This window comes from Vibrio nigripulchritudo ATCC 27043, assembly GCF_000222685.1.
GTDB lineage: Bacteria > Pseudomonadota > Gammaproteobacteria > Enterobacterales > Vibrionaceae > Vibrio > Vibrio nigripulchritudo.
The window spans coordinates 1-26143 of the sequence record NZ_AFWJ01000296.1 but is presented as its reverse complement, the minus strand read 5'-3'; the positions used below and the strand labels follow the sequence as shown (position 1 = coordinate 26143).

Annotated in this window: 22 protein-coding genes; 14 read left to right on the top strand and 8 right to left on the bottom strand. The window is 46.4% G+C overall.

Annotated features, from left to right (window positions below; translation table 11 throughout):
* Window positions 1-495: DEAD/DEAH box helicase (locus RH89_RS23950; protein ID WP_139063352.1), on the bottom strand; the 495-nt coding region annotated here is incomplete at its 3' end.
* 366 nt (window positions 496-861) lie between these two features.
* On the opposite strand from RH89_RS23950, the gene RH89_RS23945 reads away from it, so the two are divergent.
* Window positions 862-1152, top strand: coding sequence for an Lpp/OprI family alanine-zipper lipoprotein (locus RH89_RS23945; RefSeq protein WP_004407659.1), 291 nt, complete (start codon window positions 862-864; stop codon window positions 1150-1152).
* Between the two features lie 86 nt (window positions 1153-1238).
* Here the strand turns inward: RH89_RS23945 and RH89_RS23940 are convergent, their stop codons facing one another.
* From RH89_RS23940 to RH89_RS23920, 5 genes are all read right to left on the bottom strand, one after another.
* Window positions 1239-2138 (bottom strand): L,D-transpeptidase family protein, encoded by a 900-nt coding sequence (locus tag RH89_RS23940; RefSeq protein WP_004407657.1) that lies wholly within the window; start codon window positions 2136-2138, stop codon window positions 1239-1241.
* Window positions 2139-2141: 3 nt separating this feature from the next.
* A complete protein-coding gene (gene phrB, locus RH89_RS23935) occupies window positions 2142-3581 on the bottom strand; it encodes a deoxyribodipyrimidine photo-lyase (protein ID WP_004407655.1) in 1440 nt (479 codons plus the stop codon).
* A gap of 4 nt (window positions 3582-3585) precedes the next feature.
* Window positions 3586-4398: a MerR family transcriptional regulator gene (locus tag RH89_RS23930; RefSeq protein ID WP_004407653.1), complete on the bottom strand. Its 813-nt coding sequence runs from the start codon at window positions 4396-4398 to the stop codon at window positions 3586-3588.
* A complete protein-coding gene (locus RH89_RS23925; protein ID WP_004407651.1) occupies window positions 4388-5341 on the bottom strand; it encodes a YbgA family protein in 954 nt (317 codons plus the stop codon). Before RH89_RS23925 ends, RH89_RS23930 begins: the two co-directional genes overlap by 11 nt.
* A gap of 167 nt (window positions 5342-5508) precedes the next feature.
* Window positions 5509-7134: an FGGY-family carbohydrate kinase gene (locus tag RH89_RS23920; protein ID WP_004407648.1), complete on the bottom strand. Its 1626-nt coding sequence runs from the start codon at window positions 7132-7134 to the stop codon at window positions 5509-5511.
* Between the two features lie 357 nt (window positions 7135-7491).
* Here RH89_RS23920 and deoD point away from each other — a divergent pair, with 357 nt between their 5' ends.
* From deoD to RH89_RS23900, 4 genes are all read left to right on the top strand, one after another.
* Window positions 7492-8202: a purine-nucleoside phosphorylase gene (deoD, locus tag RH89_RS23915; RefSeq protein WP_004407647.1), complete on the top strand. Its 711-nt coding sequence runs from the start codon at window positions 7492-7494 to the stop codon at window positions 8200-8202.
* A gap of 35 nt (window positions 8203-8237) precedes the next feature.
* Window positions 8238-9707, top strand: a complete 1470-nt coding sequence (locus tag RH89_RS23910) for a hypothetical protein (protein ID WP_004407644.1) — start codon at window positions 8238-8240, stop codon at window positions 9705-9707.
* A gap of 182 nt (window positions 9708-9889) precedes the next feature.
* Window positions 9890-11380: a hypothetical protein gene (locus RH89_RS23905; protein WP_004407642.1), complete on the top strand. Its 1491-nt coding sequence runs from the start codon at window positions 9890-9892 to the stop codon at window positions 11378-11380.
* Window positions 11361-12944, top strand: coding sequence for a GGDEF domain-containing protein (locus RH89_RS23900; RefSeq protein ID WP_004407639.1), 1584 nt, complete (start codon window positions 11361-11363; stop codon window positions 12942-12944). The genes RH89_RS23905 and RH89_RS23900 overlap by 20 nt, the downstream gene beginning before the upstream one ends.
* Window positions 12945-13009: 65 nt before the next feature.
* Here the strand turns inward: RH89_RS23900 and RH89_RS23895 are convergent, their stop codons facing one another.
* On the bottom strand, window positions 13010-13903 hold the full coding sequence (locus RH89_RS23895; protein ID WP_004407637.1) for a DMT family transporter: 894 nt from the start codon (window positions 13901-13903) through the stop codon (window positions 13010-13012).
* A 166-nt stretch (window positions 13904-14069) separates the two neighbouring features.
* Between RH89_RS23895 and RH89_RS23890 the strand changes: the two genes are divergently transcribed.
* The 8 genes from RH89_RS23890 (at window position 14070) to RH89_RS23855 (ending at window position 22494) form a co-directional block, all read left to right on the top strand.
* Window positions 14070-14462, top strand: a complete 393-nt coding sequence (locus RH89_RS23890; protein WP_004407635.1) for a DUF3302 domain-containing protein — start codon at window positions 14070-14072, stop codon at window positions 14460-14462.
* Entirely contained in the window at window positions 14462-15592 is a 1131-nt protein-coding gene (locus RH89_RS23885; RefSeq protein WP_004407633.1) for an HlyD family secretion protein, read from the top strand. Before RH89_RS23890 ends, RH89_RS23885 begins: the two co-directional genes overlap by 1 nt.
* A gap of 635 nt (window positions 15593-16227) precedes the next feature.
* Window positions 16228-17754: a sensor domain-containing diguanylate cyclase gene (locus RH89_RS23880; RefSeq protein ID WP_004407631.1), complete on the top strand. Its 1527-nt coding sequence runs from the start codon at window positions 16228-16230 to the stop codon at window positions 17752-17754.
* A gap of 179 nt (window positions 17755-17933) precedes the next feature.
* Window positions 17934-19481, top strand: a complete 1548-nt coding sequence (locus RH89_RS23875) for a sensor domain-containing diguanylate cyclase (protein WP_004407628.1) — start codon at window positions 17934-17936, stop codon at window positions 19479-19481.
* Between the two features lie 232 nt (window positions 19482-19713).
* Window positions 19714-20271: a DJ-1/PfpI family protein gene (locus RH89_RS23870; protein ID WP_004407626.1), complete on the top strand. Its 558-nt coding sequence runs from the start codon at window positions 19714-19716 to the stop codon at window positions 20269-20271.
* 221 nt (window positions 20272-20492) lie between these two features.
* Window positions 20493-20801, top strand: coding sequence for a ribbon-helix-helix domain-containing protein (locus RH89_RS23865; RefSeq protein ID WP_004407624.1), 309 nt, complete (start codon window positions 20493-20495; stop codon window positions 20799-20801).
* Window positions 20802-20887: 86 nt separating this feature from the next.
* The gene (locus RH89_RS23860; RefSeq protein ID WP_223880388.1) at window positions 20888-21544 is read left to right on the top strand and encodes a DUF1007 family protein; all 657 of its coding nucleotides are present in this window, start codon (window positions 20888-20890) and stop codon (window positions 21542-21544) included.
* 2 nt (window positions 21545-21546) lie between these two features.
* A complete protein-coding gene (locus RH89_RS23855; protein ID WP_004407601.1) occupies window positions 21547-22494 on the top strand; it encodes a nickel/cobalt transporter in 948 nt (315 codons plus the stop codon).
* Window positions 22495-22559: 65 nt separating this feature from the next.
* Here the strand turns inward: RH89_RS23855 and RH89_RS23850 are convergent, their stop codons facing one another.
* On the bottom strand, window positions 22560-23477 hold the full coding sequence (locus tag RH89_RS23850; RefSeq protein WP_004407598.1) for a cation efflux transmembrane domain-containing protein: 918 nt from the start codon (window positions 23475-23477) through the stop codon (window positions 22560-22562).
* A 216-nt stretch (window positions 23478-23693) separates the two neighbouring features.
* Here RH89_RS23850 and RH89_RS23845 point away from each other — a divergent pair, with 216 nt between their 5' ends.
* Window positions 23694-25853: a prolyl oligopeptidase family serine peptidase gene (locus RH89_RS23845; protein ID WP_004407597.1), complete on the top strand. Its 2160-nt coding sequence runs from the start codon at window positions 23694-23696 to the stop codon at window positions 25851-25853.
* The last annotated feature ends 290 nt before the right edge of the window (window positions 25854-26143 follow it).

Below are 26143 nucleotides of genomic sequence, written 5' to 3'. Positions count from 1 at the left end.
GTCCAGCATGCGATCAGCTTCATCCAGAATCAGCGTATCCAGTCCATCCAGAAACAGAGAACGATGCTCAAGGTGGTCGGCAAGGCGACCCGGTGTCGCAACGATAAATTTAGGATTTTTACGAAGCGCCTTCACTTGGTCGTTAAAGTTTTCACCACCAAGAATCAAGGTCGCGTCGTAAGACAGACCACCTAGCATCGAGCGTAGCTCGCCATAAACCTGCTTTGCCAGTTCACGGGTAGGAGCCAGAATCACACCACGAGGATCTTTGCTTGAAAAGGCTTTGGTCTTAAGGGCTTTGTGAAGCAGAGGCAACACAAATGCCAGCGTTTTACCCGAACCTGTCTTGGATGAAGCCAGCAGATCTTTACCCGCAATGGCAACAGGAATGGACTGACGCTGAATGTCAGTAGCTTGCTTGAAGTCGTAATGCTTCAGGTTTTTCAGTAAGCGATTGTCTAGCCCTAAGTCTTTAAATTGCAAAGGATTCTCCAGTTAGGCGGTACACATAAAAGTCAGATAGACCGTAATAGCGCCGTATAATACCCCTTTTTAAGGGTTAGATCACAAAAAATAGTTAACACTTCTATATTTAACGGAGATTTGACGCATTCTCCCTGTGTAACGCTATCTACAAATTTGTCATTTTCATGTTAGATTTTAGGTTGATGCCGTCAGATGGCGAATTTTTGTGCCATATTAGAGACAAGTGACGACATGGTATGGGTTCGAATTTACGTACTGCTATGTCCGACACTATGATTGAGTAGCAGCCATGACATGCCAGTACCCTTTACTGATATGGCGGTCCGGTTACATGGGTAGAATCAGCTACGTAAAAATGTCCAACAAGGAGTTCATATGAACAACAAATTACTTTTAGCAGCGGGTATTTCTTCAGTTCTGTTTTTGGCCGGTTGCTCTGGTACGCCAGATACAACGTCTAAAAAAATTGATGAGTTGACTAATCAGGTTCAGCAGCTCAGTCAGCAAGTTTCCTCACTGCAATCTTCTCAAGAAAAAGCAAGCATGAAAGCGGAAGAAGCAGCTTCTGCCGCAAACGGTGCGAAAAACGCAGCGATGTCAGCTCAACAGGAAGCGTCGCGAGCAAACAGCCGCATCGATAACATTGCTCAATCTTATACAAAATAAATTGATATCCTGAGCAATAGAAAATGGGTGCGTTAGCACCCAGATATTTTCGCTTGCTGTCGGTTATAAACGACAGGTCTTAATACTTACGGCGTGGCAATCTCGATTGGCACGCCGTTTTGTACCTGAACGGCGGCTCTGGCTTTCGCGTCTGAGATATTGAATTCTTCCATCCACCAGCCTAGTTCCATCGGCAGCTCTAATCTCGCCTGCACACCTTTGCTGTTTGTCAGAGGTTCATGTACCTCGATAAACACACTTCTGTCTGGCTCCAACGACATTTTTATCGGTTGGTTGACGATGCGTACCTTTTCACCTTTATTAGCACGTTGGAAAAGCCACTCTATATCTTTAGGTTCCATGCGAATACAGCCAGCACTCACACGCAAGCCAATTCCGAAATCCTTGTTTGTACCATGAATCAAATACTCACCTGATCCATACGCCAGGCGCATGGCGTAATCACCCAGTGGGTTTTCAGGTCCAGCAGGAACCACCCTTGGCAAGCTGATACCTTTAGCTTCATATTCTTTGCGAATGGATTTTGGAGGCGTCCAGGTCGGGTTAGGGATTTTGGCGGAAACGCGTGTGGTCATTTCTGGTGTATCCCGACCAACTCGCCCGATCCCCACAGGAAAGACATGCACCACGTCCTGTCCTTTCGGGTAATAGTAAAGGCGCAGTTCAGGCAGGTTAATCACAATGCCCTCACGGGGGGCATCAGGAAGAATGAAATGGGAAGGAATGGTTAAGACGGAGCCTTCAGGAGGAAGAAATGGATCGTACCCTTTGTTCGCAGCCATTAAAGAAAGGAATCCGACATCGTATTGTTTGGCAATCAGGGCAAAGGTTTCACCGTCCTGAACCACATGACGTTGCACCTTTCCGGCTAGGTTGCTGCCTTCAATAGGCAGAGGAAATGTCGCCGCATGCACGCTGGGTACAACCAAAGACAACCACCAAATACGACATACGGCTTGTTTCATTCTTTATCCTTTCGCTTTCTTATACATGTCTAACGCCATTTCACGCTGGGTTTTATGATCAACCATGGGTTTGGGATAGTCCAGTGTGTGGCGCTTTGTCCAATTCCATGGCTGATGGATAAACTTCTGAGGTACTTCTTTTAATTCAGGGATCCATTTACAGATAAACTCGCCCTGAGCATCAAATTTTTCCCCCTGAGATATCGGGTTGAAGATCCGGAAATAAGGCTGACCATCACATCCAGTCGATGCAGACCACTGCCATCCGCCATTATTGGCAGCGTAGTCCCCATCAATCAGTTTAGACATAAAGTAGTCTTCACCCTTTCGCCAGTCGATCAGCAAATCCTTAGTCAGGAAACTTGCGACGACCATTCTTAGACGGTTGTGCATCCACCCAGTCTGGTTTAACTGCCTCATGGCAGCATCCACAATTGGGTATCCCGTTTCACCGTTTTTCCAGCGTGTTAACCAATCCTCGTCATTGTGCCACTCAAGGTCAATGCTCCAGTCAACAAACGGTAAGCCTTTGCTCAGTTTTGGTTCAAATTCGAGAAGATGCTGATAAAACTCACGCCAGATCAGCTCACTGAGCCAGGTTTGCTCCCCCTCATTCAACTCATCAAAGTTCTTTAGCCTGTCATTTTCCTGATAGGTTAGGCGAGCAATGCATTGTCTTGGAGAAAGGCACCCCAAAGCCAGATACGGAGAAAGACGACTGGTGCCTTCAATGGCAGGCAAATCTCTGTCGTCTTTGTACTGGGAAGCACTTTCGCGACAGAAATCTCTCAGTTTCTGGATGATGGATTCGGTGTCCACAGCATAAGCCGCGCTGTCTTCCGTTGGGTATGTGAAATGGCACTTATGATTAAATTCTTCAACGATATTGAGCAACAACCCTACCCTGGGGAAAGCGTCATTTGCGCGCTTCAGCCTTGGCGAGACCGTCACACCAGCCATTGAGACCTTGGCTAACCATGCACGCTTAAACGGAGTAAATACTTTGAAGTAATCGCCTTGTTTATTTAGAACGCTTCGCGGAGGCATAACGCATTTGTCGTGATAAAAATGAACGTCTTTTCCTTCTATTTTGAGAGCTTCTATCTGACTGTCACGTTGCTGCTCGTTCAATTCATATTCACGGTTCGCGTGCACACCATTAACGGTTTCAAGACGCAACAAAGAACGAATCATGGAAACCTGATCGGCGAACATCGAAACTTCCTGATACAACAACGGAATATTGAGTTCGTGCAGTTCTCGTTGCAATTCATACAACCTGCGATAAAGAAAATCTGCCTGAATCGGCGCTTTGCTGTGGGATTTCCATTGTTGAGGGGTCGCCAAAAACAGAGCCACAACGGGTTCACCAGTCGCGACTGCCTGATTTAGAGCGGTGTTATCTATCGTTCTGAGATCACGACGAAACCATACGATTTGCATAGGGCTAAGCTTGCTCCTGATTGCTGAAGTAGACCTGATGGATAAGCGGTGAATACCCTACTTCGTAAAATTTAGATTCCACAAACTCTTTGATGTCACCCGCGACTTTGGCACCAATATTTTTGCTGCAATGGAAATACACCTGAGACACTTTGCCCGGGTCGAGCATTTCAGATAAACCGCTGATGTCTTCCACCCCTTCTAGCATGGTGACTCGGTTTCCGCTGTCTGAAAGCAGCAAAGCATGGATTCGGGTATCAACACTGCCTGCTGAGTCAAAACTCACCAGCAATGCTTTTTTGTTCGCCGCCACCTTGTTCTCAGACTCGATGATTCGGTTCGACACCGTAATCAACAAAGACTGGAACAGAGAAACCTGAAGCGATCGCTGCGTCGCTTTCACCGATTCCAGCGCCTCCTGAACCGGATGAATCACCTTATCGACCACGTGCTGTGTGGGGTACTCCTTAAACAGCCCCGACAGGATTTTGTCGCCTTTTCCCGAGTCCATTTCAGCAATAGCCTGAAGCAGTTGTTCTACTTCATGTAATGATTCATCAATTACTTGTGCCTGACTGGACTGAGCTCCGTTCTTAATCAGCTCTTTCACCTTGCCGATAGGCACGCCTTTATTGAGCCAGCCCTGAATTTCTCGTATCAGGTCGATGTCTTTTTCTGAAAAGAGTCGGTGTCCTTTTTCGGTACGTTTAGGTTGAATTAACCCATAGCGGCGCTGCCACGCTCTCAATGTAACGGGCTTGATGCCCGTCATCTCTGAAACCTCTCTGATCGCAAAGCGAGGGGTTTTATAATGCATATCGTAATCTCAATTCTTGTGGGTATGGGTCTAGAAACTTTTGTTGCTGCAGGTAAGCATCTGGGAATGTACTCAGGTAATGCTTAATCAGCGTTAACGGTGCCAGCAATGGCAATAGGCCCTGACGATAATCGTGAATGGTATCAGCCAGCTCTTTTTTCTGCCCTTTGTCTAAATCACGTTTGAAGTATCCCTGCAAGTGCATCAGCACATTGGTATTGTTTTTGCGACTGGCGCGGTGCTTGAGTGCGTTCATAAATGCAGTGCGATATTCGAGGTAGAATGTCTCTGCGTCGTAGTTTTTGATGTTGGCAACCAAGCGACCCAGAGAACGGTAAGATGCCGGGTGGTGTGCCATCAGCGTCAACTTATAGCGAGAATGGAACTCGACTATTTTCCTCGGTGTCGGCTTTCCATCCATCGAATCATAGAAATCTTTCAATGCATAAATGCGAGAGATAAAGTTTTCTTTTAGAAACGGGTCATGAAGACGACCGTCTTCCTCAACGGGCAACCACGGCATTTTTTCCATCAGAACTTTGGTGTACAAGCCCACCCCTTCTTTCGATGCGCTGTGTTTTTTGTACACTTTGACGCGCTCCATACCGCAAGTGGGAGACTTGGCGCACACCACATAACCGCACAGGTCTTCAGAAATCAGGTCTTCGATTTTGTTTTCTGAGTAATCCAGCATTTGTTGTGTGTACACTTTGTCCTGATTTTTGGATTCAACCAGAGCGACGCGTTCTTCTTCACTTATAAGACGGATTACAGGACGGGGAACAGGCATTCCGATACCCACTTCAGGGCATACAGGAACAAACTTCACGTACTCCGAAAAGTCTTTTACTAAGAAATTATTGATCTTGTGGCCGGAGTCAAAACGAACTTTTTCACCAACGACACAAGCGCTCACACCAATTTTGATTTCATTCGTAGCCATAGTCTCGCCCCTTTTTCCTGAATCAGGTGGATTGATTAGTTTGTACAATTATTTTTCTTGTACAACTATCTATAGCAAAACGATCACATCGATACAAAAAATATTTTTGTATCGATATTTTGTACAGCTTCTATCTTCAATAAAGATGGTTAAAAAACTATATAAAATCAGAACGTTCGTGACTCACGCACCAATGTCTGCATCTTGATATAGGTTTGGTATCTTTTTTCATGAACTTGCTTAATTCGACCATCAGCAGGTGTATAACTTTCCCCAAACGCAGACATCCCTTTCATCGCTTCCTGCATATCTGGATAGGCGTTGGCAGCGACTGCCGCGAGGATCGCGCTTCCCAGCATCACGGGCTCTGGTGCCTGAGGTGCCACCACTTTCACTCCCGTAGCATCCGCAAGAATCTGGCGTATGAGAGGATCCTGTCCTGCACCACCACTTATCACCACCTGACTGATGTTAAGCCCACGTTCTTTCTGCGCCTCGATAATCTGTCGCAAACCATAAGCCAGACCGCAAACACCTGCTACGTAGAGCTTTTGGAGATTGTCTATCGAATGTTCCATGTCCAGACCCAGAATGGCAGCGCGTGCATCAGGATCGGCATTCGGAGCCCGATTACCTAAAAACTCTGGTAATACATGCATCCCTTCCACCATAGTGACCGCGTCACTCCACTCGGTTATCTGGCTTTTCACGCCTTCAGATAGATAGTGCACTGGCGATTTACCATCAATATTCGCCATGGCTTTCAGTTCTGAGTAGGCAGGATGCAAACTCACTAAATGATCGATAGCGGCTCCTGCCGCCGACTGACCCGCCTCATTGAGCCACATGCCCGGCACCATTGCTGAGTAGTAAGGTCCCCAGACGCCCGGAACCAATACCTGATTCGGTGACGATGTCATGGTGCAAGCGGAAGTACCAAACACATAAGCCAGGCTGGCACTGGGGTCTGCTTCTCCTTCTTCATTCAGAGCACCAACAGATCCTACCCCACCAGCATGAGCATCAATCAAACCAGCGGCAACTGCCGTGCCCTGATTAAGCCCCAAATGTTCAGCCGCGTCTTGAGTCAGCCCGCTTGCAAGCGCGGTTCCCGGAGCGACAATATCGGTTCCAATTTTACTGAATCCGCCATCCGCCAAATCATCTAAGCCAACTTCACGAAAATAGCTTTCGTCCCAACGGCTTTCATGAGCCAGATATGTCCATTTGCAAACCGTTGTACAGATTGATCGCGCCAGAGATCCGCTGGACTTCCAGGTGAGAAAGTCGGTCAGGTCAAAAAAGTAACGAGCCTTGTTGTAGGTATCAGGTAAGTTCTCTTTCAGCCAGATGAGCTTTGGCGTTTGCATTTCCTGAGAAATACGGTTGCCGACAAATTCCAGCACAGAGTGACCTTGTTCGTTAATACGTTTTGCTTGAGGTGTTGCACGCTGATCCATCCAGACAAGGATATTTCGTTCAGATTTACCATGAGTGCCGACCGAAAGAGGTTGATCGTTCTCTCCAATCACAACTAAGGAACAGGTGGCATCAAACGAGATACCTATTACGGCATCTTTTGATACTCCCGACTCAGACAATACCGTCCGGACACAGTGACCAACCGATTCCCATATCTGGTCTGAGGACTGTTCATAGTGCGCGTTGCCCTCACTGAACATAACGATGTCCTGCTTAACTGAACCAATCTGTTTGCCTTTCAGATCAAACAACCCAGCTCGCGCGCTACCTGTTCCAACGTCTACCCCAATCACATAACGGTTATCTGGCATGTTTCTCCTTCCTTGTTTCTTTGTAGATAACGCCAACTACAGATAGTTAACACCCTAACTTCAAACGATGGAATATGGGGAAAAGAGTAATGTCATTTTTGACACAGCATTGATATCAAAACTGTGCGTCTGAATAGCAAACGTTAAGCAAATCGATTGCATTCCCGCTTTCAACACATTTGGTTATCAATAGAGGTATTTGGTAGGAAATAGCGTTTTTCTGTGACTTAGATCTCAAGGCGTTAACGCTGACAGGGCTAGTATTGCTCCCAAGAAGAAAACCCTGTTCAACAGATTTGGTAATTGTTGTCGCACGTTTCCTGCGAATTACCAGAACTCACTTTGGAGAGTATCAATATGGCAACCCCACACATTAACGCACAAGCGGGCGATTTTGCAGAAACAGTCCTAATGCCAGGCGATCCGTTGCGCGCAAAATTCATTGCAGAAAACTTCCTGGAAGACGCTAAGCAAGTTTGTGATGTGAGAAACATGTTTGGTTTTACTGGTACTTACAAAGGCAAAAAAGTATCTGTGATGGGTCACGGTATGGGTATCCCATCTGCGTGCATCTACACTCACGAGCTGATCTCTGAATACGGTGTTAAAAACATCATCCGTATCGGTAGCTGTGGTGCAGTAAAAGACGACGTAAACCTGATGGATGTCGTTATCGGCATGGGTGCATCAACGGATTCTAAAGTGAACCGTATCCGCTTTGCCAACCACGATTTCGCAGCAGTCGCTGACTTTGGTCTTCTGGAAGAAGCAGTGAAACAGGCACGTGCGAATAACGTGCCGGTGAAAGTGGGCAACGTATTCTCTGCCGACCTTTTCTACACACCTGAAGCGGACATTTTTGAAAAAATGGAGAAGCTGGGCATCTTGGGCGTAGATATGGAAGCCGCTGGCATCTACGGCGTAGCTGCTGAACTTGGTGCAAAAGCGCTGACCATTCTTACTGTTTCCGACCACATCATCCGTGGCGAGAAGCTGTCTGCTGAAGATCGTCAAAAATCATTCAACGACATGATGACAGTTGCGCTAGAAACCGCAATTAACCTGTAATTTTTTACAAACATTTTATTCCCGAGGGGGCGATCGTGTCAGATGGCAAGCTGCCAAAAGATGCAGATGGGTTGCAACTCAACTTTTGTAAAACATTGGCGTGTGACAACTTTGGATTGAGTGATGCAGAACGGTATGTTTTGCAGCATGCTAACCCTAAGCGTCCGGCGATGGTGTGCCGTGAGTGTGGTGCTTTCCCCCCCTTACTTAATAATCGCGAAGTTCTGAATGAACTGAGCAGGCTTAGAGCCGTGCATAGCGACGGTTTGCCAGCGTGTCGTAACCCCAATTGTGAAAATGCTGGCAAAACCGTCCATACCCACAAGCATCTTTATCATGCGTTCGGGTACAGTGGCGATCGTCAAAGATACCGCTGCAAATCCTGCCAATCGACATTTGTTGATAAATGGTCCGGCAGCAATGCCAAAATCGAATTTCAGGAACATCTCCTCGGTTACCTGTTTACCGGCTATTCCGTTCGGGAAATTTGCCGCAAACTCGCCATTAACCCTAAAACGTTTTACGACCACGTAGATCAGATCGCCAGTCGCTGTCGTCGTAAGCTTGCGATGTTTGACGCTCGATGGATGAATCACGCTTCGGAATATCACCTGTCATCTCACTACACCGTGTTGCAGCCTAACAGCCAGAATGGCGTATTCTGGATTGTGACAACCGACGCCGATACCGGATACGTGCTTTCCCAGCATGTCAACTACTCCTTCGACGATGAACCGGCAGGTAACGTCGATCACAACCCGTATGAAGAACCTTCTCGCTTTGTCTCCAAAGACTACAAGCCGGAGTCTTTTGAAGCCGTGACTCGCCCTGCAACTTCATTGCGGGAAAAGATCGACAACAAGTATCAGGAGATTCTGGCACGAGGCAATGTTGAAGATCCTATGGGTAATTTGTCCCGATTCAACTACCCTTCCAAAGGTGCATTGATTCGACCGCCGTACACTTCTTATGCACATTACCTTCACATTCTGAACATGTGTGAAGAAGAAAAACGGGTCTCGATCTTTATGCCTCAAGACCCAGTATTGCGCTCGGCAGCGCTCTCTGTCTGCCTTCCGAGAATCCAGCGCCATAATATTGACTTAATGTACGTCGAAGAAGATGGCAACTGGCAAGACGGTGGAATTGCTCAAAAAATTGACATCGTACACATGGGATGGTGGCGAGACAGGTGGGCAATCAGGAATGAAGAAAATCGAGCCAAAGGCATTTGCTACCTGGCCGGCGACAACGCCGACCTGGAACATTGGCTAAGCCTTGCTACAACGAAACAAACGCAATATTACCAGCAACGTTTTCAGTTGCTATTTGAAAGCTTTATCAACGAACCAAGACGCAAACTCCGCCCTGGCGGATTACTGCCTCTACTGGATATTTTCCGAGCTTGGCACAATTTGTGCTACCAAGACAAGAACGGAATGACGCCTGCACAACAACTTGGGTTGGCGGACAAGCCGCTTACATTACGGACTTTGTTGTCCTGATTTATAGAATCAGGTTCTGAATGCATAACATTCATCAATGAGATAATTGGCAATCTGCCACATTAGTTGTACTTCATTGAGAAAATGTGGCTATTATCATTGTATTGGTGGTGCCATTCTTAATGAGCGCACAATATAATAACAAAGTTGAAATTAAGATACGTAACCGCTTGGACTAAACATTGGATAAAGCCCAGATATTAATTGAGAATGAGCTAGAGCAACTACGTGCTCGAATTGAAAGTGAACCCGAAGGGGTATTGCTTCAGGCGAAGCAATGTTTAGCTCGTGCAGAACAGATTTTGTATCACGAAGGCGTTATCCAAGCCTACATCGTCATCTCCCGTTGTCATTGGTGTTTGATGAGCTACCAGAAAGGCATGAAAGCCATTAAGGAAGCGCTCGCAGGTCAAAACCGACTCGACAATGACAACTATCTTCCTGAAATTCTTCATATTCACGCACTCCAGTTCTGGGGGCAAGCCAAATACTATTCCGCTCAACAATACTGGATAAACGCGCTGGAGCAGTCTGCTCTGGTTGGTGAATCCACGATTGAAATTGAGTCTCTGATTGGTTTGGGTAACGTATGGAGAATCACAGAAGACATTCATTTGGCAAGGTCTACACACGAACTTGCCGTAAAAGTCGCAAACAATGCCCGAATTGACTGGTTGGAAGGCAAAGCTCGTATCTTGCTTGCCTGGGATTACTACCTACTTAACAACTACGTAGAAATGCTCTCTGTGCTCGATGGTGCAGAAGAAGCGTTGAAATATCACCAAGACCCAACCTGGCGCGCAGAAATTTGCGATTTTCGGGGTTTGGCATTGATTGGGCTCGAACGTCTGGATGATGCTGAAACTTCCACCATGGAAGCCCATCATCTGGCGATCAAACACGATCTGACCTGGATGAAAGCGCACTCTTTTATTAGCCGAGCCCGCTTAGAGCTTATCCGCAAAGACTTCAGCACCGCAGGTGAGCTTCTTCAACAAGCGGAAGATGCCGCCAAACCGTTCGATAACGGTGAACTTCTTTCACAAATTTGCTTTCAGCAATCGGTCGTGGCGGAAGAAAGTCAAAACTTCGAAAAAGCACTTCAATCGTTTAAGAAATACCGTCGCTACTCCATACAGATGCTTAAAGAGCAGACCAACCGTCTGGGGATGGATAAGGCCAGAGGGTCAAAACGACAGCTCGAACAGCGCGCAAGAAAACTGATTAATCGTATTCGTGGTCAGATCGAATTCAACCGCGAAAAACGCTACTCCAATGTGGTGTCTGAAACCTATTGGTGGGAGCAGATGGTTCTGTTCAAGTCAGAACTCATGAAATCGAACCATGCGGTCATCATGATTGAGCATGAAGACAGCAACTATCTGGAGATTTGTATAGAGCTCGCCCACTGTTTGTGTGGTCGCAGCGACTTAATCTCTCAACTGGATGAAAGCCGCGTAGGCATGCTGATTTCAGAAAAAGGTGACGAGGCAAACAAACTTTATGATGTGGTCAGCCAAATGATTTCCATGTATCCGTGGAGTCGTCGAGGCTTGAAAGGCAAAGCACCGAAAACGTCGTTACACGATATTTTGACGTTCCCATTCACGCTCGATCAACTGGTCGAAAAATCAACCCAAACGGAGCAAGCTGATGGAAGCGTTACTAAGTAAAGTCTCTGAAGCTGGGTTGGATCCGGCTTCTGTTACTGGCGAAGATGCGATCATCTTCTGGGATCACGTTCGCCAGCACATTGCGACCACAAATCTTGAGCGCTCGCACTGCTACCTGATCAGTTCAGAATATCGCGCTAAATTAAACCAACCTAAATCCAGCCTGGACGAATTACGTGAAGCGGTTGCATTGCTTTCGCTTCCCAAAGATGTTGAAGACATTCTGACCATCAAATCGACTCTGGCAGACCGCCTTTATGAAAACGGCGATTACGCACTGTCACTGAAAGAGTGTGTTGAATTGTCCAACATTTCAGTGGAATACGGCTACATTGACTACTACGTGATGGCGGTACTTGGCATGGGTAACTTATGTGATGCCTATGGCGATCACGCTCGCGCGCTCAAGTATTATCAGAAAATCAGCGGTATCGACCACGCCATCAGCAGTCGTTCTTTGCGTCTGCGTTGTAAGCTGTACATGGTGTCTTGTCTGATTTCTCTTGGTCGAATTGCCAATGCCAACGAACAGCTTAAAGAATGCGAAGAACTCAGTATTCTGGTTTCAGACAAGGTTCTGGCAGGCCAAATCATCCTTTATCAGGCGCGCATTCTGCGCAAGCAAAAGCTGTATCAGGAAGCGTTGCAAGTACTGGCAAAAGCGCGTTACTCACTCAATAATGTGAGCGCGTTCTGGCTTTCTAACATGATGCGGCTGGAACTGGCGCGCAGCTTAAATGCGGTTGGCAGAACTGATTTGGCTGAGTACACCCTTAATTCGGCGGTAAAGCGAATCAAGCTCAACAACTCGCCTGTGCTTCTAAAAAGCTTGTATGAGTCTCTGAGCGATGTCTTTGCCTCTCAGAAGGACTTTAAACAGGCGTTGGCGTTTGAGAAAAAAGCCTTCCGAATTGGCACGGATTTGGTGAAGAATATCCCTATCAGTGACTTGGCTGGCTTCCAGCTTCGTCGCCTGTCCCGTTTCGAACTTCAACTTAAGCTGATCTTGTCTGAGCAAGAAAATAAAGAGCTTAAGGAAACCACCGAAACCCAGAAAGACAAAGTGGCTCAGTTGCAGCAAGATGTATTCACCGACCCACTAACCAGCCTGCACAACCGTCGCTGGCTGGATGTGAAGCTCAAAGATCTTCTGTTACACGAAACGCCTTTTACTCTGTTGGTTATCGACATCGACCATTTCAAATCCATCAATGATGAACTCAGTCATCTGGTTGGTGATAAGGCAATCGTTAATGTGTCGCACGAACTGGCGGCTCACTTCAGGTTCCGCGGCGCATCCTGCGTGCGATTTGGTGGTGAAGAGTTTCTGGTGATTCTGGAAAATACCAATGTTGAGCAGGCTGTTCTGCACGCAGAACACTACCGCGAGCGTATCTTCCAGTTTGGCTGGCGTGAAATCCTCGGCGAGCGTGGGTTAACCGTCAGTATCGGTGTGACCAATCACCGTGAAGGGGAAAACACTCAGCGTACTTTCTACCGGGCGGACAAAGCTTTGTACCGGGCGAAAGCCAAAGGTCGAAATCAGGTCTGTTACGAAGTGTAGATATAAAATTCTTTACGCAAAGCCATCCTGCCGGATGGCTTTTTTGATCGGAAAAATCGTTGTGTTTATAGAAAGAAGAGCGAGATCCCACCGACAGCAGCCAGAGTACCAATCACACTGCTGGACGACACTTTCTCTCCGTTCCACGCATAGATGAATAATATGAACAGTGGGCTGGTCGCAATTAGGGTCTGTGCAATCGCCGGGTTGGCATTTTTCAACGCAATTTGCTGTAACCAGAGCGCGAGAAACGTCCCCACTAATATCGCAAGCAGCAATGTAAGGTGGGCTTTGCGATCCATGCTTCCCCAGTTGCTTTTAATGGATTTGAATGGCGCAGGCTCAAGCAGGCGAATCACAGCGGCTACTGCTATCACCCCGATACTCAGCCGAATCAACGCGCCCAGCAGTGGCGGAATGTCTCCAGCCACCAAAGCGTAATGAGAAATCACCACACCACTTGCCTGACACACACTTGCCAGCAAGCCAAAACCGATACCCGATACCGAAGCTTTTTGGTCAGTGCCTGACGGTTTAAACACCACAAACGTGACCGCAGCAGTCGTAATGACCACGCCTAACCAACTCTGAAAGCTCAGTTGTGAACCTAGAGCAACCAAAGCAAGAACACCAGACAGCGGCGGTGCTAAGGATTCTAGCAGCAGGGTTTTATTGGCTCCGATTCGCTTTAGAGCGGCAAAGTAGGCACTATCCCCTATCGCAATACCGATCACTCCGGAGATCGCCAGAATGAGAAAGTGCTGACTGTCCATCTGCCAGGCTTCTGCTGGCATTGGCAGCAAAGGCAACACAACCAGCATCATTGCAGAAGCAATAACGCCTTTCACGATGTTTAACTGCAAGGCAGAAAATTGGTGGCTAAAACGCCCGTATATCCAGGTAGCAACCGCCCAAACTAATGCCGCGAGTAACGCCGCCGCTTCTCCTATGTATCCCACTCGATTTCCCTATCTAAATTGAAGGGAAAATAATCTCATACTCATTGCGCTATCACCAATTGGTGCGCAACTCTCATGATGCAGCTCGGATAAATATTGGTTTCCATATGAATCAAGCGATATATTAAGGTCTGAATTTTCTACAGAAATTAAGAGGAAGCGTTTTATGTTTCTTGATTACTTTGCACTGGGGCTGCTGGTATTTGTCGCTCTCGTGCTCTTCTACGGCATTATTGTCATTCACGATATTCCCTATGAAATCGCTAAAGAAAGAGACCACCCTCATCAGGACGCCATTCATGTTTCCGGCTGGGTCAGTCTGTTTACCCTGCATGCTATCTGGCCTTTCCTTTGGATCTGGGCAACGCTGTGGCGCAAAGAAAGGGGCTGGGGTTTCCACAAACTGGAAGAGGAACAGCATGACATGCACCACCGTATGGATGTGCTTATTGATCAAGTCAGCGCGCTGGAAAAAGAAGTAGCGGAGTTAAAATCCAGAGACGCCCTCACACAGCCCACCCAACATCCGAATAATGAAATCAAGCAGGGAGACGAATAATGGATTTACTGCTGATTATGACGTACGCCGCGCTGTGTATCGCCATATTTAAAATATTCAAAATCCCGCTAAACAAATGGACAGTTCCTACCGCAGTCCTTGGTGGCGTTGTCCTGATTGGTACGCTGATATTGCTGATGAACTACAACCACCCATTTACCCAGTTTGGTGGTCAGTACTACTCTACAACACCTATAGTGCCAAGCGTTCAGGGCAAGGTGGTTGAAGTTTCTGCAAAAGCAAATACGCCCCTGAAAAAGGGTGACCCGCTGTTCAAGATTGACCCAACTCTTTTTGAAGCCGAGTTAATAAGAAAGCAGTCGGCGTTAGCTGAAGCAGAGCAGACCGTACTGCAACTCGAATCTGCGTATAAAGAAGCGCAGGCAGCCTCCATAAAAGCGCTCGCAGACAAAGATAAAGCGGAGAGAGAATTCCAGAGGTACGATAAAGGCTTTAAAAAAGGCGCATTTACCGAGCAACAACTTGATACCAGACGTCAGGCATTTAAAGGGGCGCAAGCCAGCTATCAGGCTTCTCTGGCTAAAGCCAAACAAGCACAACTGGCTTATGAATCCGAAATCAATGGCGAGAATACCTTAATTGCCAGAATGAAAGCTGAGGTTGCTCAGGCTCAGTTCAATCTGGATGAAACCACAGTACGAGCCCCGACTGATGGCTACGTGACTCAACTGGCATTGCGTCCGGGTATGATGGCAGTGCCTTTGCCCCTTCGTCCGGTAATGACGTTTGTACATACTGAAGAGGAATACTTTGTCGGGGCATTTCGTCAGAATTCACTGCAACGCTTAGAGCCAGGATTTGAAGCCGAGTTTCTCTTTAAGGCCTTACCGGGAAGAGTATTTAAAGGTGAAGTTATTGAAGTGATCCCAGCGATTGGAGAAGGACAGGTTCAGGCGTCGGGTGCGCTGCTTTCTTCCAGTGCCATCCGCAGCAACGGGCGTGCTCTGGTGAAACTGAAAATTACTGACGATTTATCAAGCTACCATCTGCCAATGGGCAGCAATGCAGAAATCGCGGTGTATTCAGACAGCTTTACTCATGTGTCTGTGATGCGAAAAGTCCTTATCAGAATGAAGAGCTGGCAGAACTATTTGTATCTGGATCATTAAAACAAACCCCGCTCCCAAAAAGGGGCGGGGGAAAACCTAATGGGGGGACCAATTCACACTGTTTTAACACCAAGATGGCTGAGCCTCGTGTCTAGGGAAACTCACCACTTTGATCAAAGTTGATTTAAAATCGAACCTAACAGGAACTGGAAAGGTTTTCTTGGATATTACGAAAATATGAAACCTGTAAAAACAGTAATAAATTGTGAGAATGATTTCCTCTTTTTATGAAATGCACATCAATTTCGTCTCAGGTATGAAGCACATATAGACAAGTGAAATTCCGCGCATACATACTAGATAGATATTCAACAAGTACCAAAAATATCAAGAGCCAAATAAACCCTCAAATGTAGTATAAAAACCCAAAAATACCATCAAAACAACCCACCAATAGCACTTTTATTTTATCGAACAATATCTATACGATATCTGCTTTATTATTTAAACGGCTCAACTTTAAGAGGAAGTGTCAAAACTATCAGTTAAAAATCAAACTTGCATAATGCTTTGGTTAGGTATCATTAATCAATATTTTAGAGAACTGTTTTGGTTCTGTCGGATCGCGCTTGTTCCACTTAGATTTTGACTGCTAATCAACGTTAACTCCAAGGGAAAAATAATAAGAAACTCTGATGTCAAAACTTACCCTTTATCCCATCGTGTTAATCATGGTGTTTTTGGCGCTTGGTCTTTCCCACTTCCATTATCAAGCCGAAAAAATTCGCCAGACAACTTTATCAACGCTTGAGGTTCGTTCGAATCTGCTTCGCCTGTATGTGCGCCTGATGTCTGCCAAAAACACCGCGATGAAAAACTCTATCGAGTTGGATGTGCAGCAAAAGTCTATTTTAAAAGCGCGTGCCGATTTGATTAAAGAAATCACTTACTACCCTGAGTTCAACACCTACGCTCTGTCGGCTTTCGATCAGCCGGAATTGGGGGATTGGTTAAAAGGTACATTAACCATGGATGTACCGTTACAATCGGCAAATGATCCTATCTCAGAAGAGATTGCTGCTGTGCTCTCAATTAATGAGCAGGCGGGAACAGTCATTGATGATCTTAAAATGACCGTTTGGGCATATTACCTGTCGAAAAACCGGTTTTTGTTTCTTTCTCCTAAGCTGCCTGTCGAAACTTTCCAGTTCAGTGACATTCTTTATGAAAAGCCTTTCTGGACCGAGCTTCTGCCTGAAAAGAACCCAGACAGAAAACAGGTAGTGACAGAACTTTATGATGATGCCGCTGGGCAGGGTTTAATGATCACCATTTCTGATGCGGTTTATCGTGGAGATGAGTTCTTAGGCATTGTGGCAATAGATATTGGTCTCGATCTGATGACTTCTCTACTGAAAGTTGGCACAGCACCCGGTGAGTCCTACCTGATTGATGAGAACATGCAATTAACCGCCAGCCTTAGCCCTTTCGCGCTGGGCGATAAACTGCCTATTCTGGTATCAGATACTGGAGAAAACTGGAAAGAGTCGGATGAAGGTTGGTTCTATTGCACGCCAACCATAAACAAAGAACTGTTCTTGGTGCATAGACTGAAGAAGACAACCTTGCTGCTTGAAGCCATGAAAGCCTCATCCACTGTATGGTCACTTCTGATGATAGGGTGTGTGCTGAGTATTCTTTCGTTCTTTACGTACGTTTCTGCGAAGAAAAACAGGCAATTGATGCTGGTTGACCCGTTAACTGGTCTGTACAACCGACGCGGTTTCTATTCTTTCATTCAGCCTATTTTCCAGCAGTCTTTAAGAAACCAGCAAAAATGTGGTTTGCTGGTGATCGATATCGATCACTTTAAAAAGATTAACGACAGCTTCGGGCACAATGTGGGTGATGAAGTGATCCGCTCTATAGCCGCCGACATTCGGAGGGTGGCCAGCCAGTCTTCTGTAGCATGTCGTTGGGGCGGAGAGGAATTCGTCATTCTCCTTCAGGATACGACTCTGGACAGGGCACATTGGGTGGCCGAGAAAATTCACCTCGCCATTGCAAAAAGCAAGCACGGTTCTAAATCACTCACAGTAACGGTAAGTATCGGATTAACCGTCAGTTCTGCCGACATTAAGGTCGATGAAATGATGAAAAAAGCGGATATTGCCCTTTACGAAGCCAAAGAAGCAGGTCGGAATCAAACCGTAATTGGTTAGTTCTACTGATCCGCCTCCCACATTTGACAAGCTGAATCCAAGTTATTTGACGATGTAATGGTTAACCGCAGTTATATCAGCTAGATTTAGAAGTAATATTGTCGCAGAAACGAACTGATAACCCGAACTCCCGTAACCCTAAAAGAACCAAATATTTAACCGACAGTGGAACACACTTAATGAAGAGAAGTTTGTACATTCCTACTCTTTTTTCAGCCTTATTGGCGATTGTCGGCTATGTGTATTACGAATCTGAGCTGGATGAAATCCGTCGCAGTTCCATCAACACAGTGAATGTTCGTGCGGGGCTGTTCGAGCAGTATTTCAAACTCATCTCAGCCCATAACACCGGGCTTAAAAATACCATGATCCACTCGTACCATTTCGCGGAAGAAGGGAAGATCAACCTTCCACAGTGGATCAATGCGATAGAGTATTTCCCCGAATACGATATTTACGCTCTGTCCGCTTTTGATCACCCTGAGAAAGCGTCAAAGTTAAAAGGCACGTTAACCATGATGGAGCCTTTTAACCCTACCAATGAAAAGCAGCGTTACGAAATGACAGCTGCGTTGTCGCTGAATGAGCAAATCAGTACTTTGGTCAGAGAGCTCGGTGTCGCGGTATGGTCGTATTACATTTCCGCGAACAAATACCTATTCCTTTCCCCGGAGCTGCCAGTTCGGGAGTTTCAACTCAGTGAAGCAGACTACAGACGCCCATTCTGGGTTCAGGCTCAGCCAAAAGTGAACCCTTACGGTCGGCAGTTTGTATCAGATCTGTATGAAGACAGTGGTGGACAGGGGTTGATGGTCACCATTACCGATCCAGTCTGGATCCATGATGAGTTCTTTGGTGTGGTCGCCATCGATATTGGCATCGACAGTTTGCTGGATCTTCTGCAAGTCAGTAACTCTGTAGGTCAGTCATTCCTTGTGGATGAAAACAAGAAAATCGTATCCTCGTTAACGGAATTTGAAGTAAACGAAACCATCAACTTCCCTGCCCCTTCGGATGGGATGAACTGGGTAGAGGACAAAGACGGATTCTACCTTTGGCGATCTGTGGTGCCTAATGAACTGGATTTGGTGCATTTTGTCAGCCGCGAGCAATTGCGAGATAAGGGTATCAAACATTCAATGACGGTTTGGATGCTGCTACTCATCGGTATGGTTCTCAGCTTCAGCGCCTACTTCCTTTACGTCGCTTTCCGTCGTAACCAGAGACTGATGCGAATTGACCCATTGACCAAGATCCAGAACCGAAGGGGATTCTTTGACGAACTCGACAACGTGTATCCGAGCTACGTTAACAGTAAATCTGACGTTGGGCTGCTGATTCTGGACATCGACAACTTCAAACCTGTCAATGACACATACGGACATCTGGTTGGAGATGACGTTCTGATCTCCATTGTTAAGCGAATCAGTTCGGTAATACCCAGAATATCGTCGGTTTGCCGCTGGGGCGGTGAAGAGTTTATGGTTTTCCACCCTTCTTGTTCTCCAGAAGAACTGGAGCAACTGGCCGAAGAAATTCGCCATCAGATCAAAGCCACACCACATAGCGACCTGTCACTTCCTGTCACCGTTAGCATTGGCGGCTACTTCGGTCAGACGAAATCCAATTTCAATACTATGGTTCGCCACGCAGACCGCGCTCTGTATACCTCGAAGCATCAGGGGAAAGATCAGGTCACCGTTCATTATGAGCCTAGCGAAGACTAGCTTTTCTCAAAAAATATAATTCTCATCTGATTTAACAAAATTGCATCATTTCCATCACTCTGTGAGTCATATCTCGGCTGTAGTATTCCACTGTTACCCGTGCAGCCTGGAGTTCGGCAATTCTATGCCCGACAAGGAAAACCGGAGACATCGTCATTCGTGAAGCCAAAACCCAGCTTGGGTGAGGCAATGGAATAGCGAAGTATCCAAGCTATATTGAGAGGAAAATACAATGGCTAAAATTCTACTTCTTGCAGGCGATTTCGTTGAGGATTACGAAATCATGGTTCCATTTCAGGCACTGCAAATGGTCGGTCATCAGGTTGATGCGGTTTGCCCAGACAAAAACGCTGGCGACACCATCAAAACCGCTATCCACGATTTCGAAGGCGATCAGACATACACAGAGAAACCTGGCCACAACTTCGCACTTAATGCCTCTTTTGCAAATGCAAAAGCCTCTGACTACGATGCTTTAGTGATTCCGGGCGGTCGCGCTCCAGAATACTTAAGACTAAATCAGGATGTATTGAAACTGATTCAGGAGTTTCACCAGCAGGACAAGCCTATTGCAGCAATTTGCCACGGTGCGCAACTGTTGACAGCAGCGAACGTTATTGAAGGCAAAGCCGTATCGGCTTACCCAGCATGTGCGCCTGAAGTGAACGCGGCTGGCGGTCAGTATCAGGACATCGCAATGGACCAGGCGCACACAGACGGCAAACTGGTTACCGCACCTGCCTGGCCTGCACACCCTGCATGGTTAGCCCAGTTATTAAAGCTTCTATAAGCAATTTCTCGGTTCACTTAACATTTCAATGTAACAGCCAGGGTTTCTTCTGGCTGTTTTTGCTTTATTATCGATCACACAACGACAGAAAATGATGAGTTGATAATTTGCAGGACGCAAAACGGTCGATTCATCAGGCTAATTACCCGAGAGACTTCTCTAAACCAATATATTGAGGCTACTTGGGTACAAAACCTAAATCTCACATTTGGGAGACAATTATGTGTGAAATTTATTCCGGCGCGGAAGAAGAACTTTTTGAACTAAAAACCCGATCTATCCGCATTGACGGTGTAGTAACCAGCATTCGACTAGAAGCCATTTTCTGGCAGATCATTGAAGACATTGCCAAAAAATCTGAGCTTTCCATCGGTGCTTTTGTTACCCAGATCTACAAGGAAGTGCTTGAAAAGCGTGGAGAGATAAGGAACTTTGCTTCTCTCCTGCGAGTGGCGTGTACCACTCATCTCAACAATGGCGAACGACTCACGCTTTTTCCAGAAGTTAGCGTGAAGAAAGAGTTAGTTTAACCCTGTTATAATGTAACAATTTTCTGATTGTCATTTTGTATCAATTCCCTTAGTCTTGGCAGAAATTTAATATAAAACCAATTCTAATGAAATTGATGCATCCAATGCGACAAACGCTGACTCAGCTATGTCGCATTCTCATTTTACTCCTGCCTGCTTCGCTCTCCTTCGCGCATCCACACTCGTGGGTCGATATGAAAACTCGTGTTCTTGGAGAAGGTTCTGATATTTCCGGCTTTTCAATGGAATGGACGTTTGATGCCATGACTTCCGCCTACATGCTAGACGGTGAAGACATGTCGGAAGAAGTTCGGGAAGCCACACTTCAGCAACTTGCGCTGTCTGTTATCGACAACATGCTCTATGAGCACTACTTCACTTATTTTTTCGAAGGCGATGACCCCATCCGTTACAAACAGGTCATGGACGCAAAGCTGACTTTTCACCGGGGCAAACTCACCCTTCATTTCGAACTTCCGTTAACCAAAGACAAAGACGCAAACGGTAAGAATTTAAAGCTGATGATATTCGAACCCAGCTATTACGTGGACATGAGCTGGAAAGCCAACAGCGCTATAGAACTCAGCACGTCACTTCGAGAACAGTGCAGCTTTGATGTGGTAGAACCTACACCAACAGCAGAACAAATGGCTTATGCCCTTTCACTGCCGCAAGATGCCGACCCCGATAACACCTTAGGTCAACTTTTCACCCAACACGCCTACATCACTTGCAAGGGGTAACCATGCCAGACTTTTTTTCAAAGCCTTATATCAAATGGGCGTTTGCATTCCTTTTTCTGGCGTTGGGTTATCAGTTGTGGCAAAGCTGGCCGACGCTACTGCTTAAGAGCATTCAGCTACAGCGAGACTTTAATGGTCAGTTAAGCGACCTTCTTTATGACATTCAGGCAGAGCATCAGGGGGCACTGTTAAGCTTCAGTATAATCAGCTTCATCTACGGTATTCTGCACTCTCTGGGACCTGGTCACGGCAAAGTGGTGGTTTCCACTTACCTGGTCGCAAAACCAACTCAGGTGAAGACCAGCCTAATCATCACCATCGTTTCTTCTTTTGTTCAGGCTATAGTCGCCATAGGTTTGGTCTCGATTCTCCTTTGGGTTTACAAAGCGTCCATGCGCGACATTCACTCCAAGGCAGAATCCGTCATGATGGTCAGCTATTTCTGTGTATTATTGTTTGGTCTGGTGATGATCGTTCGATCAATTCGGAAGATAAGAAACCCCTCACAATGCTGTCATGGTCATGAGCCTAAATTTGCCAATGACTGGAAAGAAGTTGTCGGCCTGATTTTGACTATCGGTCTCAGACCCTGCACTGGTGCCATCATGATCCTGCTGTTTGCCAACATGGTTGGGGTCTATTGGGTAGGTGTACTGAGTGCGCTGTTGATGGCGGCGGGAACCTGTTTAACCACCTCCACCATCGCCATGTTGACTCTGGGTGGTAAAAAAGTCACCACCAATCTGTTTAGCCGAAAGCACAAGCATCATCATGAGCACAGCCACCATCACGGGCACGATCATGACCACAGCCATGACCATGATCATCACCATCATCATTCTTCCTCTAGGGCTCCTCATTACATGACGCTGGCAGGTGGTGTTGTTCTGGGTTTATTTGGACTGCTGCTTCTGCAGTCTGGCGATGTGGCATTCAGTCGAGTGATTTAAAGCCCTAAGCTTCTGTACCCATTAACATAAAAGGAAAAGGGGAATCGCTTTCGATTCCCCTTTTTTCAAACCAGTACCATTTCAACATCCACAAAATTGAAGTCTTTATCCAAAGCCTGTTTCATATTGTGGCGAGCATCGGTAACTGAACCCGCAGGTTTGTCTGCAAGCTCTTCTAACGCCAGCCCCACTATCACTAGGTAACTGCTGCCGGTTTTGCTGATGTTCAGACTCTTTGCGCTGATCCCACAGGCTTGCAAATGCTGATTGACCGACGTTTCTATTTTTTCATGCTGTATCTGATCCTGAAGTTTTCCACCAGCTAACTCGATAAAGGCTTCCTTAATGATTCCAATCGGCTGCTTGATCATCAGAGTAGCCAAAACAACCACCAGCAGAGCATCACCGATATAGAGTAAGAAATCCCAACTGCTTCCAGCAGGCACGTATCCGATAACAATCAGAATCAATCCGGTAGAAGCAGAAAGCACACCATCGATAAACGAGGCTTTCTTATCTACTTTCAACATCGAACTGGCATTCCCTATGCGCTTATTCTGAACGTGGTAGAGCAGCGACAGTCCCCAGCAGATGCAAACCATCGCAATGGCGTAGTACACAATCGGTCCGGTATTGATTGGCGCAATATTTCCACCTTGCAAGTAGGTGAAGATCTTAGTGCCATTACCAGAAATCGCAGAAATGATCACCCCTATCAGAAGTAGCCCCTTCATCATGGAATACAGTGCTTCAGTAACGTACAAACCAAAGGGAAAGACTTCGCTGCGAACACTTTTTATCTTAGAAATTTTTAGCGCAACCATGGATGAGACAAACAAGATAAAAGACATGTTGCCATCCAGAAGCAGTGCCTCTGATCCAGACAGGTAGAAAGTCCACCAACCACTGAATGCCATGACCAGATTGGCAGCGATACCAATTTTGATGGATTGCTGTTCCCGTTGGGAAATTTGCTCTTTCATGATGCCTCGAAAGTAAAAAATGTGTTTGCTAAATCATATCACATCAAATCATTTTCAATATACGATGATGCTTTTGAAAGTTACTTTATGCTTTGCTCAGTACCATTCATCGAGCCTTGTCACAAATTATCTGGGCTCTTATAAACTGAAACGTCGTACGGGGTGTATTTTGTAGTACATTTCGCTTTCCCTCAAACACTCGTTTCAAGGAAGTTCATGAAAAGCAAAGTGTTACTCCTGGCAACTGCGGTTGCACTTTCCGGCTGTAGCGTTCCCTCCGACAATTCGGAGAGCACATCAAATCAATTCGCACAGCACATAGAAAACATGGCTTTAAAATACCCGGTCACCAAGCAGGTTGAAGTGGTAGACGAGTATTTTGGCACTCAGGTGAAAGATCCCTATCGCTGGTTGGAAGATGACCGCAGCGACGAAACCGCTCAGTGGGTGAAAGATCAGAACCAACTGACGTTCGATTACCTCTCGCACATTCCATACCGTCAGAGCATTGAAGAACGCCTTACCAAGCTGATGGATTATGAGAAAGTCAGCCGCCCTTTCAAAAAAGGGAAATACACCTACTTCTATAAAAACGATGGATTACAAAACCAGTACGTTTTGTATCGTCAGTTGAATGATGGTGAACCGGAAGTGTTTATTGATCCGAACACGTTCAGTGAAGACGGAACTACGTCGATGTCTGGTGTTCGTTTTTCCAAAGATGGCTCTCTGGTGGCTTATCAAATTTCCAAAGGTGGCAGTGACTGGCGACAGGTTGTTGTACTGAATGCCGAAACCAAAGAGCAAGTGGGCGAAACACTGGTAGACGTCAAATTCAGTGGCATTTCATGGCTAGGGAATGAAGGCTTTTTCTACTCTAGTTACGACAAGCCGGAAGGCAGTGAGTTGTCTGCCAAGACAGATCAGCACAAACTGTACTTCCACAAATTGAATACCAAGCAAAGCGAAGACCAGCTCCTGTTCGGCGGTACTGAAGCAGAGAAGCATCGCTATGTTTACGGTTACACCACAGAGGATGATCGTTACCTGATGATCTCTGCGGCTGTGTCCACCTCTGGCAACAAGTTGTTCATTAAAGATCTGGCTCATTCAGAGAAGCCTTTGGTGCCCGTTTTGGACACAACCAAATCGGACACTTATGTTATCGACAGCCAAGGCAGCAAACTCTTTTTGGTGACCAACTTGGATGCACCGAACAAACGAGTAGTTACGGTGGATGCCAACGCGCCACAACCTGAAAACTGGCAAGATCTGATTCCGGAAACAGAGCATGTTCTGCGCGCTTCTACCGCTGGCGGCTACCTGTTTGCCAGCTACATGGTCGATGCAGTGTCCATGGTGCAGCAATACAAAATGAACGGTGATCTGGTTCGTGAAGTGAACTTGCCGGGCATTGGCAGTGCGAGCGGTTTCTCTGGAGAAAAAGACGACTCTGAGTTGTATTTTTCCTTTACCAATTACAGCACACCAAGTTCCATGTTCAAGATGGGCATTCAGTCAGGTGAAAGCCAGCTGTATCATCGTTCAAAGTCGCCATTTGCATCTGAAGAATACGAATCCCGTCAGGTTTTCTATTCATCAAAAGACGGCACCAAAGTTCCAATGATTGTGACCTACAAGAAAGGCACACCAATGGACGGAAGTGCGCCGACTATTCTGTACGGTTACGGCGGTTTTAATGTAAGCCTGACACCGAGATTCAGCCCGACTCGTGCAGCCTGGCTGGAAATGGGGGGCGTATATGCAGTTGCCAACATTCGTGGTGGTGGTGAATACGGAAAAGAGTGGCATAAAGCAGGCACACAACTTAACAAGCAAAATGTATTTGACGATTTTATTGCTGCCGCAGAATACCTGATTGATGAGGGCTATACCTCTCCAGAGAAACTGGCGGTTAACGGTGGCTCGAATGGTGGCTTGTTGGTAGGTGCGGTCATGACTCAGCGACCAGAACTGTTCCAGGTGGCGCTTCCGGCGGTTGGCGTGCTTGATATGCTTCGCTATCACACCTTCACAGCTGGTGCTGGCTGGGCATACGACTACGGTACCGCCGACCAGAGCAAAGAGATGTTTGAGTATCTGAAAGCCTACTCTCCGGTTCACAATGTGAAGCCGGGTGTCGAATACCCTGCCACCATGGTGACCACAGGCGACCACGATGACCGGGTTGTACCAGCGCACTCTTATAAGTTTGCCGCTGAGCTTCAGGCCAAGCAATCGGGCTCTAACCCTGCCTTGATTCGTATCGAAACAAACGCAGGCCATGGCGCTGGTACTCCAACCAGTAAAGTGATTGAGCAATACGCGGATATCTACAGTTTTACGCTCCACAACATGGGTGTTGAGAAGCTGTAAAAGCGTAAACTCGGGTTTAAAAAACGCAGCCTTGTGCTGCGTTTTTTAATCTTGCTGAATAGAGATGCCAGACGGTTTAACGAAACCCATTAAATAGGCTCTCATCCCAATTAGACTATACCCAAGTGACCTCAAGATGCAGGATTCAGAGCCTCATATTCTGTTTCAGTTCAAGAAAAAGAACGCAGTGGAATGACGCGTCCTTTCCAAGTTCTTTGACAATGAAATGGAGCAGAATATGGGCTCCCAAGGGCGAGTTTAACTGGCTTTCATACTGCGGTACCGATTCT

Coding starts and splice junctions, on each gene's coding strand:
- RH89_RS23945 (WP_004407659.1), top strand. CDS start 862: ATGAACAACAAATTACTTTTAGCAGCGGGTATTTCTTCAGTTCTGTTT.
- RH89_RS23940 (WP_004407657.1), bottom strand. CDS start 2,138: ATGAAACAAGCCGTATGTCGTATTTGGTGGTTGTCTTTGGTTGTACCC.
- phrB (WP_004407655.1), bottom strand. CDS start 3,581: ATGCAAATCGTATGGTTTCGTCGTGATCTCAGAACGATAGATAACACC.
- RH89_RS23930 (WP_004407653.1), bottom strand. CDS start 4,398: ATGCATTATAAAACCCCTCGCTTTGCGATCAGAGAGGTTTCAGAGATG.
- RH89_RS23925 (WP_004407651.1), bottom strand. CDS start 5,341: ATGGCTACGAATGAAATCAAAATTGGTGTGAGCGCTTGTGTCGTTGGT.
- RH89_RS23920 (WP_004407648.1), bottom strand. CDS start 7,134: ATGCCAGATAACCGTTATGTGATTGGGGTAGACGTTGGAACAGGTAGC.
- deoD (WP_004407647.1), top strand. CDS start 7,492: ATGGCAACCCCACACATTAACGCACAAGCGGGCGATTTTGCAGAAACA.
- RH89_RS23900 (WP_004407639.1), top strand. CDS start 11,361: ATGGAAGCGTTACTAAGTAAAGTCTCTGAAGCTGGGTTGGATCCGGCT.
- RH89_RS23890 (WP_004407635.1), top strand. CDS start 14,070: ATGTTTCTTGATTACTTTGCACTGGGGCTGCTGGTATTTGTCGCTCTC.
- RH89_RS23885 (WP_004407633.1), top strand. CDS start 14,462: ATGGATTTACTGCTGATTATGACGTACGCCGCGCTGTGTATCGCCATA.
- RH89_RS23880 (WP_004407631.1), top strand. CDS start 16,228: ATGTCAAAACTTACCCTTTATCCCATCGTGTTAATCATGGTGTTTTTG.
- RH89_RS23875 (WP_004407628.1), top strand. CDS start 17,934: ATGAAGAGAAGTTTGTACATTCCTACTCTTTTTTCAGCCTTATTGGCG.
- RH89_RS23870 (WP_004407626.1), top strand. CDS start 19,714: ATGGCTAAAATTCTACTTCTTGCAGGCGATTTCGTTGAGGATTACGAA.
- RH89_RS23865 (WP_004407624.1), top strand. CDS start 20,493: ATGTGTGAAATTTATTCCGGCGCGGAAGAAGAACTTTTTGAACTAAAA.
- RH89_RS23860 (WP_223880388.1), top strand. CDS start 20,888: ATGAAATTGATGCATCCAATGCGACAAACGCTGACTCAGCTATGTCGC.
- RH89_RS23855 (WP_004407601.1), top strand. CDS start 21,547: ATGCCAGACTTTTTTTCAAAGCCTTATATCAAATGGGCGTTTGCATTC.
- RH89_RS23850 (WP_004407598.1), bottom strand. CDS start 23,477: ATGAAAGAGCAAATTTCCCAACGGGAACAGCAATCCATCAAAATTGGT.
- RH89_RS23845 (WP_004407597.1), top strand. CDS start 23,694: ATGAAAAGCAAAGTGTTACTCCTGGCAACTGCGGTTGCACTTTCCGGC.